Source organism: Marinomonas sp. PE14-40, assembly GCF_051623805.1.
In the GTDB taxonomy this organism is placed as follows: Bacteria; Pseudomonadota; Gammaproteobacteria; order Pseudomonadales; family Marinomonadaceae; genus Marinomonas.
This window is the reverse complement of sequence record NZ_CP130700.1, coordinates 3,472,846-3,484,981: the sequence shown is the minus strand read 5'-3', so window position 1 is coordinate 3,484,981 and position 12,136 is coordinate 3,472,846. Positions and strand designations below refer to the sequence as shown.

Genomic DNA, 12,136 nt, shown 5'->3' with positions numbered 1-12,136 from the left:
AATACTTGTCATACTGTTGCTCACTATAAGTTACAGAGAACCGTATTTTTTACGTAAATGTTGGCGAACTGTTTCTGCGATAGTGTTAACCACAAAGGTAAACAAAAAGAGCACAAATGCCGCTAAGAATAAGATGCGATAATGCGAACTATCGACTTCTGATTCTGGTACTTCAACCGCTAAGTTAGCTGCTAAGGTACGCATGCCTTCGAAGATGTTGAAATCCATGATTGGCGTATTACCTGTCGCCATTAGTACTATCATGGTCTCACCAACAGCACGACCCATACCTATCATAATGGCCGAGAAGATACCGGGACTCGCCGTTGGTAATACAACACGAACCATTGTCTGCCAATAAGTGGCACCCAAAGCAAGTGAGCCTTGTGTCAGTGCTTTTGGCACACTAAAGATGGCATCTTCAGTGATAGAGAAGATAGTCGGAATAACGGCGAAGCCCATAGCGAAGCCAACCACTAATGCGTTTCTTTGGTCAAACGTAATACCAAGGTCATTAGTAATCCAACCACGCATATCACCTGCAAAGAAATTAAGTTCAATCACAGGGCTCATCGCCACACAGAACCAACCTAAGAAGATAATCACAGGGATCAAGATGATTGGCTGCCAACCGTCAGGAAGCAACCAGCGAATCTGATTAGGCAAGCGCGACCAAATATAAGCAAACAATAGAATGCCTAGAGGCAATACCATCAGAATACTGAAAGCGGCTGCTAGGTTTTCTTCAAGGAAAGGCGCGAAAAATAGACCTGCCAAGAAACCCAGAATAACCGTAGGTAAGGCCTCCATAAGCTCGATCACGGGCTTTACCTTGCGGCGTAAACCTGGCGCCATAAAGTAAGCCGTATAGATAGCACCACAAATCGCTAAAGGTACCGCCATAACCATGGCATAAAAGGCTGCTTTTAAGGTACCAAAAGCAAGTGGCATCAGACTGTATTTAGGTTCGAAGTCATTATTGGCAGCAGATGATTGCCAAGTATAAGTTGGCTCTTGATAACCTTCATACCAAATCTCAGCCCATAATGACCCCCAAGATACTTCTGGGTGCTCATTATCGATTTTGAAAAAGCGAATACCTTGACCATCTTCTAACAATAAGCCGTTTGCTCTTGGAGAAAAGGCAATATTAGTCGCAGTCTCGTCACTCAACTTCTCATTGATCACTTGGCGTGAAGAGGTTGCATTATAAACAGCAACTACACCACGAGTGTCTAATGTGGCAAATCCTTTACGGCGTTGCTCCATAGCCACATCAATAATGCCTACCGGTTGAGATACGTCGCGGATAAAGGTGAGGTTTTCAACATTATCTTCATCACGAACATTAAACCATTGGCTCACTTTACCTTCAGAGTCAGACACCATGATAGATGATTGACCGAGTAAGTAGCTCATGGAGGTTAGTTCGCTACCTTCTTCCGTAAGCTGATGCTGGGCCTTTACTTTAATATCATCAATATCACGTAGATCAAGTTCTGTCATAGCCCCTGTTTTAGTTGCTATATACAAATACCTTTGATCACCACTGATAAGCAATGACGTCGCATTATTGATGAAAGGTAACGCTGCTTGTGTTTCTGTTAGCTCAACTTCTTCTGTTATGAAGTTGACATCTTTCTCAAGCTTAACGATACGGCTTTGGCTTTCTCCCATGACAACAAGCGTTAGCGCTTCTTCGCCATTTCGGATAGCGACTTGTTGAATAGGAAAGTCTGCAGCGTCAATTGCTTGCTCACCAAATGGGTATACAACCACAGGCGTGATCTTACGTTTACCATCTGGGTAGCTAATTTTGTAGTTATGTTGAGCAATTATAAGCTGACCATTGTCATAAGCTAACGCCATTATACGACTGGTATCATCTTCAATCGCAAACGCCGTCATATCAGCAGCAATCGTACTCTCTACTTGTTTAATAACTTGTCCATTTAAGTTATTAAAGAAGATGATGCTGCCATTTTGCGCAACACGCATTGCGACTTCATTCTGCTCTTCAACCGTTAAGTAATGACTAGCTCCCGCTTCTTCATACGGCAAGCTATATACGGCTTCTGCTTCGATTTCAGCACCAGCAAATAGCGGTACAACTTCATATAAGAGGTAAAAACAAATCAGTAGTACAGCAAGAATTACGCTGCTTCCACCTATTGCAATACCGGCTGTAGCAGCCTTGTCTTTTGCTCGCCTAATTTTTCTGTGGCGTAGCAAAGCTGGGCTGTTGAAATCCAAATCTGGGGCTTGACGGTCTGTTGTTTTACTCATCAGAAATCATCTTGTAATTTGTTGCATATTTGTGACAACAGCAAGCATAAGAAAAGCAGGAAAGATGAATCTTTCCTGCTTCAGATCTTGCTGTACCATTCAAATGTTATTGAATGCCTAGATCGCTCAAGTACTTGTTAGCAACCTTGCTAGGTAGTGGTACATAACCATCTTTTACGACAACTTCTTGACCAACTTGAGACAATACCATTTTAACGAATTCACGTTGTAGAGGGTCAAGTGGCTTGTTTGGCGCCTTGTTCACGTAAACGTAAAGGAAACGTGATAGAGGGTAAGCACCCGTCGCCGCGTTTAGTGGTGTTGCTTCGATGAACTTGCCACCTTCTTTTTTCGCTAGAGGGATAGCACGTACAGAAGAGGTTTTATAACCAATACCTGAGTAACCGATACCGTTCAAAGAGGTTGATACCGACTGTACAACAGACGCAGAACCTGGCTGCTCGTTTACACTGTTTTTGTAGTCACCTTTGAAAAGGGCTTTCTTTTTAAAGTAACCGTATGTACCTGATACTGAGTTACGACCGAACAATTGAACATCACGGTTTGACCAAGCACCCGTTAGGCCAGTTGTACCCCAGTTAGTGATATCTTGGTTGTATCCACCTTTACGAGTAGAAGAAAAGATAGCATCAATTTGTGGTAAAGATAGGCCTTTGATTGGGTTATCTTTATGTACGAAAACAGCTAATGCATCGATCGCTACTGGAACCGCTGTTGGCTTGTAGCCGTATTTCTTTTCGAAAGCAGCAACTTCTTTGTCTTTCATTGTACGGCTCATTGGGCCGAAGTTTGAAGTACCTTCAGTTAGTGCTGGTGGCGCAGTTGAAGAACCTGCCGCCTGAATTTGAATGTTAACATTTGGGTATAAACGTTTAAAATCTTCTGCCCAAAGTGTCATTAGGTTTGCTAGTGTGTCCGATCCAACACTTGATATGTTGCCAGATACACCGCTTGCCTTATTGTATGAAGGCAGCATTGGATCAACAGCAGCAACAGCACTTACAGATAAACTTGCGGCAGCAGTAAGAGCTAGACCGGCAACTAAATTTTTCATCATTACAATAGCCTCAGTGGTTACATCCAAATTCATGGGTTAATTCCCATATCTTGTTTGATGATTGATACTATAACGAGGGAATGTGACAAAAATGTTAAAGCTAAACGCCCCCTTCAATTTGCATCGGAGTTTTTTATCTAAAATTAAAAAAATCTTTAAAAATCAACACACTAAAATTTAAAACTATTTTATATTTTTTCAAAAAAGTACATTCCATCCTTTTTTAGCGTCATTATCCGTGTCATAAAAGTCTCTTAAATTAAGCGTCTTATCACAATTGTCATATTTGCCAATTTCTCTTAATAAGATAAATCCTTGATCTAATTAACACTTACTGTGTATTTGGTATTTGAAATCCCATAAACTTGAGCTTCAAAGGCGAAAATACGCCTTAAATCAATACATAACAGTCTGTGGACTTTGATCATGCTAAAAATAATAATCGACCTCGCTGAATCGCTTTCTTCTGCGGTTGGTAAGTGTGTTGCCTGGCTTACCTTAGGAATGATGGCGTTAACCTGTCTTATCGTTGTCATGCGTTATGGCTTTAATGCTGGCTCTATCGCATTACAAGAGTCTGTACTTTACCTACATGCATTAGTCTTCATGCTAGGTGCAGCTTATACCTTTAAGTCAGATGAACATGTACGTGTAGATGTTTTCTATCGTGGCTTTAGTGAAAAGAAAAAAGCTTGGGTAAACCTAGTAGGAGGCATTCTCTTCCTTTTACCTGTTACCCTTTACACTAGCTATTTGAGTTTTGATTACGTCTCCGCATCTTGGAGAGTATTGGAAACCTCGCAAGAGCCAGGTGGGCTACCTTTTATCTATTTATTGAAAACCTTGATTCCCTTGATGATGATCACCCTCATTATTCAAGGTCTTGCCGACATATTTAAAAGCATCGGCATAATCACTGGTCAGCTATCGTCACAATCAACACAAGGACCTCAAAATGACTGAGCTAATTCCACTTTGGCTCTTTGGGGCTGTTTGTATCTTTTTGCTCTTTGGTTACCCTGTTGCTTTCTCATTAGCGGGCACCGCCTTAATCTTTGCTGGCCTTGGCAGCATGATGGGGACTTTCGATCCTGTTTTTTTAGAAGCACTACCCAACCGCTTATTTGGCATCATTCGTAATGAAACCCTGATTGCCGTGCCTTTATTTGTCCTAATGGGCGTCTTGTTAGAAAAATCTAAACTTGCTGAAAAGCTGTTAGATAGTATGGCAATGCTATTTGGTACCTTGCGCGGTGGTTTAGGCATTTCAGTGATTCTTGTCGGTATGCTATTAGCAGCAAGTACAGGTATCGTTGGGGCCACTGTAGTCACCATGGGTATGATCTCATTACCGACCATGTTGCGCCGTGGTTATGATCCGTCCCTTGCAGCAGGTACGATTTGTGCGACAGGCACATTAGGTCAAATTATCCCTCCTTCGATTGCTTTAGTCTTGTTAGGTGATGTTATGTCCAACGCCTTCCAAAAAGCACAATTGGAAATGGGTATCTTCTCTCCTAAGACCGTCTCTGTAGGGGATTTATTTGTAGGTGCTCTGATCCCCGGCCTGTTATTGGTTGTGGCCTACATTATATATGTTGCTATGGTAGCTTGGTTGCAACCCCATAAAGCCCCTGCAGTTCCAAGAGAGGAATTATTAGCAGGCTCTACTGAACCTGTTGCTTTGCTACTTATTAAAGGTCTGGTACCACCTCTTACCTTAATACTGGCTGTACTTGGCTCTATCTTATCGGGTATTGCAACCCCAACTGAAGCGGCGGGTGTTGGTGCTTTTGGTGCTGCGATATTAGCGTTAGGAAGCGGTCGCTTAAACCTGACCACCTTAAAAGAAGTGGTTTACTCAACGACTCGCGTTACCTCAATGGTATTTTTAATCCTAATAGGAGCGTCTTTATTTTCCCTTGTCTTTAGAGGGTTTGGTGGTGAAGAACTCATTCATCACTTCTTTAGCCAGTTACCTGGTGGTGTCTTTAGTGCCATGCTAATCGTGATGTTAGTTATGTTCCTATTAGGCTTCATCTTAGACTTTATTGAAATTACCTTTGTTGTGGTGCCGATTGTCGCGCCTGTTTTATTAGCAATGGGATTAGATCCAGTTTGGTTAGGTATCATGATGGCAATTAACTTGCAGACATCTTTCCTAACACCACCATTTGGTTTTGCACTATTTTATTTACGTGGCGTTGCGCCACCAGAGCTTAAAACTCAATCAATTTATAAAGGGGTCATGCCTTTTATCTTGATTCAAGTTGCCATGCTGGTGCTATTAGCCATTTACCCAGAATTAGCCACTTGGTTACCGAGTGTCATTTACGGTGATTAAGCCAAGCATATAAGAGGACATTTTATGAAAGCGGTTCAAATACAAAATTATGGCCCAGCATCCGATTTAGCTGTGGTTGAAGCACCAAAACCTGCTATTACAGCAGGCCAGTTATTAGTACAAATAGGCGCAGCTGGCATAAACCCAGTGGATACTTATATTCGTTCTGGTACCAACAATTATCAAGCAAGCTTTCCTCATACTCCTGGTAATGATGGTGCAGGGACAATAGTTGAGGTAGCTGATGATGTCACCGAGTTTAAAGTCGGTGATCGTATCTACTTTAGCCGCTGCTTATCAGGCTCATCTGCTGAGTTTGCTTCTTGCTTAGCCGAAAAAGCCTTTCCATTGCCTGATAACATTAGTTTTGAGCAAGGTGCTTGCTTGGGCGTACCTTATACGACTGCTCATAGAGCCTTATTTGGTCGAGCGCATGCGCAAGCAGGCCAAAAAGTACTGATTCATGGTGGTACAGGCGCTGTTGGTATTGCTGCCGTACAGCTAGCTTTAGCGGCAGGTTTAGAAGTCGTTGCCAGTGCCGGCTCTGATGCCGGAGAAGAGCTTCTTAAGACACAAGGTGCGCACCTTGTCATTAACCATAAAGAAACCAATCACTTAGCGCCTTTTCAAAATTTAGAAAATGGTTTTGATATTATTATTGAAATGCTTGCTGACCAAAACTTAGATCAAGACTTAAAAGCACTAGCTCACGGTGGTTGTGTCGCGGTTATTGGAAATAGAGGTACGGTCGAGATCAATCCTAGAGACCTTATGGCACGTGATGCCGCTGTTGTTGGTGTTGCCCTTGCCAATGTGAAAACACCTGCACTTAAGCAAATTGGTAAGTCTCTATACCCATTACTTAATTCAGGCCTACTCACCCCTGTCGTTCGCAAAACTTACTCACTGGCTGAACTTGGCCAAGCTCATGAAGATGTTTTAAAAGCAGGAGCTCTCGGTAATCTAGTTGTCACTTTAGCGGATTAGACTCTCGATCATCGAGATGGGTTTCGATTTAAGGCCATTAATATCTTGTATTAATGGCCTTATTTTTAATTTGAAACTAGGCTCACTATATGAAATAGAAACTTTACTAATACGCTATTTCAAAGCAAACTTATTTGCTAGCCTAACTTATTAACGCACTTTAAAGGAGCCTTATATGAGTGTGACAGTTGTTGTAAGCTTTAAAGTTAAGCCATCTTTAGTTAATGAATTTATCGATCTATTGCAGTCTCATCAAAGCAGTATGATTCAAGCCGGTGCAAAAAACGTTACCCTCTTCACTACCCCAGACAGAGCAAACAAGGTTTTTGAGATAGAAACTTGGGATTCCGTCGATGATCACAAAGAATATGTTCGAATGATTTCAGAAAGCCCAGAACTCGAAAAGTTTAACGGCTATCTTGTTGAACCTTATAAAGTTTCTTATTTAGAAGAAGTCTCTAGATTGGATGCTTTCTAGCCTTCTATGAAGGCTTTTGCCTAAACAAAAGACAACAATACTTTACCTATTCTAGCCGCCATTGTATAAACTGATTTTATCTATACTAAATGGCGGAGAGAAATGTGTTAACGCCCTCTGATGTTCTATCCTTGCCCATTCAGGCACACACCCATGACCATGAATATCATCAGTTGGTCATAGTGCTTGATGGCGACACGGATTTTGACATTCAGGGACAAGGCCAACAACTCGCTCCTGGTGGTGGTTGTGTTGTGCCTTCTAGTGAAGGTCATGCTTTTGCAGGTTTAGGCGAAAATCGCATCATGGTGGTTAATTTACCCATCCCTCCTCAACAAGCCATTACCCAAGAAGAATATGAACTTGTTTCTCGCATGTTTGATCAAGCAAGCTTTTTCCAACTCAATGCCAGATTAAAACTATTGGCCACCAGCTTAAGCGGTGAGTTAGAACAGCACCCTGAAGACAAACTCTTAGCACGAGCCTGCGGTAACACATTACTCAGCGCCATACGCCATCAGCTCACCGAAACAGACATAGTCACTCCCATGACGGCAGGTCGTCGATTAGATATTGATAAACTAGATCAATATATAGATAACAATCTGTCTCGGCGGATTCAGATGCAAGAATTAGCACAATTTTGCTTTTTAAGTGTGAGCCAATTTCATCAGAGATTTAAAGAAAAAATGGGCTTAACTCCCCATCAATATGTACAGCAAAAACGCCTCAAGCATGCTCAATTTTTACTAGCTAATGGTTACTCTGCATCCCAAGCAGCCAGCCTTTGTGGCTTTTCTAGTCAAAGTGCAATGACCACACTTTTCTCTCAAGAACTAGGCATAAGCCCTGTTCGCTTTCAAAAGCTTTACCTCACTTAAACTTCCCTCGTTCGCCCAGAGTTTTTTGTAAAATTAGGCGAGCATTCAGTAAGACTGAAATCAAAAGTCATCATAAAGTAAACAAAATGTCATATTAGCACCTCACTGATACCGTTTGATTGTTAGATATTGTTCTAAAATCAAAACAGCGAGCGCTTGTATTCTATCTCCCCTATTGGGTATGGAGCTTACTTATGTTTAACGCAATTGATGTGCTTGATTCTTCTTTCATCAAGCAAAAACCTGCCCAGTTATGGGAACTTATCTCTCCCTTATACAATGTGGATGAAGCGAGCTGGTTAACACAGCTACTGCCTCTTGCTAAGCCTTCTAAAGAAACACTGCAAGCCACAACAGATAATGCGACTACACTGATTCAAGCGGTACGTGCTGACGATGAAGCTAGCAGCATGATTGACTCTTTGTTACTAGAATACAGCCTAGATACGAAAGAAGGCATATTACTAATGTGTCTGGCAGAAGCCTTGATGCGTGTGCCTGATGGTGAAACGGCTGACGCTTTCATTCGCGATAGACTTAGCGCTGCAGACTGGAATAGCCACTTAAAAAACTCTGATTCTTTCTTCGTAAATGCCTCAACTTGGGGGTTGATGCTTACGGGTAAAGTCGTTGGCATGAGTGAAAAAGATGATGGTACGCCAGCAAACTTAATGAACCGCCTCGTTAACCGTTTATCTGAACCTGTTATTCGTAAAGCCATGTATCAAGCAATGAAGATCATGGGGCACCAGTTTGTTTTAGGGCGTTCTATTAAAGAAGCCTTATCTCGCGGTAAAAGCTATCGTGATAAAGGCTATAGCTATTCATTCGATATGCTAGGTGAAGCCGCTCTGACACAGCAAGATGCAGACAAGTACCTCGATGCTTACCTGCGCGCAATTGATAGCGTGGCGCAAGATACTTACAAAGGTAGTGCAGCAAACCCAACTATCTCAATCAAGTTATCTGCTCTTCACCCAAGATACGAAGTGGCGCAAGAAGCTCGAGTAATGACAGAGCTATTTGAAAGCGTAAAAAACCTTATTATCAAAGCCAGAGAGAAGAATGTCGGTATTACTATCGATGCAGAAGAAGCTGATCGTCTAGAAATGTCTTTGACACTCTTTGCTAAGCTTTACCAAGACCCTGTTTGTAAAGGCTGGGGGTTATTTGGTTTGGTCATTCAGGCTTACTCTAAACGCGCACTTCCTGTACTAACTTGGTTAACAGCCATTGCTGCAGAGCAAGGGGATCAGATCCCTGTACGTTTGGTAAAAGGCGCTTATTGGGATGCCGAGATCAAACTTTGTCAGCAAAAAGGGTTTGATGGCTACCCTGTTTATACACGTAAAGAATCAACTGATACGTCTTACCTTGCCTGCGCTCATTACCTATTAAGCCAACATGCTAGACAGTGGATTTTTCCTCAATTTGCAACACATAATGCTCATACAATTGCAGCGATTAATGCGATTGCAGGTAATACAGGCGCAAGCACCGCTGAGTTCGAATTCCAACGCCTACATGGCATGGGTGATGCGCTTTATAATCGTGTCATCAAAGACCAAGCAGTGAATGTTCGTATTTATGCTCCTGTTGGTAGCCATAAAGACCTGCTTCCTTACCTTGTTCGTCGTTTGCTTGAAAATGGCGCTAACAGTTCTTTCGTACACAGACTGGTGGATGCTAAATGTCCAATTGAAGAACTAACACACCATCCAGTTGAAACCCTGTTAAGCCGTAAAACATTGGCTAACCCTTATATCAAGCTACCTATTGATATGTTCGAAGAGCGTCAAAACTCTTTTAGCCCAAATATCGACATCAGTTCACAATGGCTACCGTTTGAAAAAGAAGTGCAAAGCTATATGCAAAACACTTGGCAAGCAGGTCCATTGGTCTCTGGTGAAAAGCTAGCAACAGACATACAACACCTAGTACGTAGCCCATATAAACAAAGCCAGGTAGTGGGTGAGCTAAACTGGGCACAAGCAGATCAAGTAAGCCTTGCTATCAGCAAAGCGCAAGACGCTTTCCCAAGTTGGTCCGCAAAACCTATGTCCGAGCGTGCAGCTTGTTTATTAAAGATGGCTGATTTGTTAGAGCAAAATCTGGCTGAACTTGTTGCGATTTGCCACAAGGAAGCAGGTAAAACCATACAAGACAGCATTGATGAAGTAAGAGAAGCGGTGGATTTCTGTCGTTATTACGCTTGCTTCAGCCAAGATAATCTAGCCCAAGCTAAGCCTTATACTGACTTTAGAGGAAACCAGCAGCAACAATCATTTGAAGCCAGAGGTGTATTTGCTTGTATCAGCCCTTGGAACTTCCCATTGGCGATTTTCCTTGGCCAAGTGACTGCCGCACTAGTTGTGGGTAATACGGTTGTTTCTAAGCCTGCTGAGCAAACCTGCCTCATTGCTATGCGTGCTGTAGAGTTATTGCTAGAAGCAGGGGTTCCTGCTGATGTTGTTCATCTATTGCCAGGTGATGGCGCAACAGTCGGTAATGCCATTACTTCTGATAAGCGCATTGCTGGTCTTGCCTTTACCGGTTCCACAGGGACAGCACAACGTATTAACCGTGCCCTAGCTGCTCGTGGCGTTGACCCTGTTCCTCTGATTGCTGAGACAGGTGGACAGAACGCCATGATAGTGGACTCTACAGCTTTACCAGAGCAAGTAGTAAGAGATGCCGTTAACTCAGCCTTTGCGTCAGCCGGTCAACGCTGTTCAGCCCTGCGTGTACTCTTTGTTCAAGCAGACATCGCTGACCGTGTTATCACCATGCTACAAGGTGCGATGCAAGAGTTGGTCGTTGCAGATCCTCAGTTCCACAGCACTGACCTTGGCCCTGTTATTGATCAAACAGCTCAAAACAAGCTTGCTGCCCACATTGAAGTCATGAAAAAAGAAGCTAAGTTGATTGGTCAAACAAAGCTACCTGAAGCGTGTGATCAAGGTACTTTTATTGCACCAACCGCGTTTGAGCTAAGCAGCATTAATCAGCTAGGTGATGAGCAATTCGGTCCTATCTTGCACTTGGTACGTTACCAAGCTAGCGAGTTAGAGAATATGATTGAAGAAATCAATAACTCAGGTTTTGGCCTCACCATGGGTGTTCATAGCCGTAATGAAACAACCTGCCAACGCATTGCTGAAATTGCGCGTGTAGGTAACCTTTATATTAACCGAGATCAAATTGGTGCCGTTGTAGGTGTTCAACCTTTTGGTGGTCAAGGCCTATCGGGCACAGGACCAAAAGCAGGTGGACCTCATTATTTAGCGGCGTTTATGAAATAAAGTGTGACGCCACACTTTATTAATAAGCAGCCAATTCAGGTAAAAGAATTTAGGTACAGATATTATGAATACTAATAATAAAACACAAATTGATAAGGCAATGCAGGCGTTTCCATTATGGAACCAACTAGGTACTGAGCAACGCGCTGAAAGATTAACAAACAGCCTTAACACCTTAACTGGTGATGCAAGAAAAATGGCTCAGTGGCAGATCAATAATGCCCTAGCTCAAATTGCCGCTAAGCAGTTAATGCCTGGGCCGACAGGTGAGAGTAACCTGCTTTCAAATCAAGGTCGTGGTGTGTTTATCAGCCTTATCACTGATATACATGCTCAAAGAGAGCAGTTATTTACGGCGGTCGTGGGTCAGGTATATGCTGCTTTAGTAGCAGGAAATAGCGTTATTCATCATGGTGAAATGGGTCAAACCTTACTAGCAAGTTTAGACGCTTATTTACCTGATGGCGTCTTACAAGAAGCAGATCAGGCAGAACATCAAGCGAACTTGCTAGATATAAGACTGGCTGGGGTTTGCGCGTTAACTGATGATAAGAACTTGATTGAAATAAAACAGATACTCGCGAATAAAGAGGGCCTTTTATGTCAGCTAGTGAGTGAAACTGATTTCATCAATTACTCAAACCAAACTAAGCCGAGCTTTATTCACCAGTTCACCACAGAGCAGACCATTAGTACCAATACAACGGCTGTTGGTGGCAATGCAACGCTATTAGAATTGGGCAGTAAAACAGATTAGCCTCTGTTTCACAGGCATTAAAA

General features: G+C 42.5%; 9 protein-coding genes. 7 read left to right on the top strand and 2 right to left on the bottom strand.

Annotated elements, in window-relative coordinates; genetic code table 11:
* Positions 1–30 precede the first annotated feature (30 nt).
* Both Q0A08_RS16135 and Q0A08_RS16130 read right to left on the bottom strand, forming a co-directional pair.
* On the bottom strand, positions 31–2,286 hold the full coding sequence (locus tag Q0A08_RS16135) for an ABC transporter permease subunit (protein WP_438462540.1): 2,256 nt from the start codon (positions 2,284–2,286) through the stop codon (positions 31–33).
* A 106-nt stretch (positions 2,287–2,392) separates the two neighbouring features.
* Positions 2,393–3,397, bottom strand: coding sequence for a PstS family phosphate ABC transporter substrate-binding protein (locus tag Q0A08_RS16130; RefSeq protein WP_438462539.1), 1,005 nt, complete (start codon positions 3,395–3,397; stop codon positions 2,393–2,395).
* 393 nt (positions 3,398–3,790) lie between these two features.
* On the opposite strand from Q0A08_RS16130, the gene Q0A08_RS16125 reads away from it, so the two are divergent.
* The 7 genes from Q0A08_RS16125 to Q0A08_RS16095 all read left to right on the top strand — a co-directional run bounded on the left by Q0A08_RS16125 (position 3,791) and on the right by Q0A08_RS16095 (position 12,113).
* On the top strand, positions 3,791–4,327 hold the full coding sequence (locus Q0A08_RS16125; protein ID WP_438462538.1) for a TRAP transporter small permease subunit: 537 nt from the start codon (positions 3,791–3,793) through the stop codon (positions 4,325–4,327).
* Entirely contained in the window at positions 4,320–5,708 is a 1,389-nt protein-coding gene (locus Q0A08_RS16120; protein WP_438462537.1) for a TRAP transporter large permease, read from the top strand. Before Q0A08_RS16125 ends, Q0A08_RS16120 begins: the two co-directional genes overlap by 8 nt.
* Before the next feature lie 24 nt (positions 5,709–5,732).
* The gene (locus Q0A08_RS16115) at positions 5,733–6,695 is read left to right on the top strand and encodes an NADPH:quinone reductase (RefSeq protein ID WP_438462536.1); all 963 of its coding nucleotides are present in this window, start codon (positions 5,733–5,735) and stop codon (positions 6,693–6,695) included.
* 175 nt (positions 6,696–6,870) lie between these two features.
* Positions 6,871–7,173: a putative quinol monooxygenase gene (locus Q0A08_RS16110; RefSeq protein ID WP_438462535.1), complete on the top strand. Its 303-nt coding sequence runs from the start codon at positions 6,871–6,873 to the stop codon at positions 7,171–7,173.
* Between the two features lie 104 nt (positions 7,174–7,277).
* Positions 7,278–8,054 carry an AraC family transcriptional regulator gene (locus Q0A08_RS16105; protein ID WP_438462534.1) on the top strand — a complete coding sequence of 259 codons (777 nt, stop codon included), beginning with the start codon at positions 7,278–7,280 and terminating at the stop codon, positions 8,052–8,054.
* A 194-nt stretch (positions 8,055–8,248) separates the two neighbouring features.
* Positions 8,249–11,356 (top strand): bifunctional proline dehydrogenase/L-glutamate gamma-semialdehyde dehydrogenase PutA, encoded by a 3,108-nt coding sequence (gene putA, locus Q0A08_RS16100; RefSeq protein WP_438462533.1) that lies wholly within the window; start codon positions 8,249–8,251, stop codon positions 11,354–11,356.
* A 64-nt stretch (positions 11,357–11,420) separates the two neighbouring features.
* Complete coding sequence (locus Q0A08_RS16095) at positions 11,421–12,113, top strand: 1-pyrroline-5-carboxylate dehydrogenase (RefSeq protein ID WP_438462532.1); 693 nt, start codon at positions 11,421–11,423, stop codon at positions 12,111–12,113.
* Positions 12,114–12,136 lie beyond the last annotated feature (23 nt).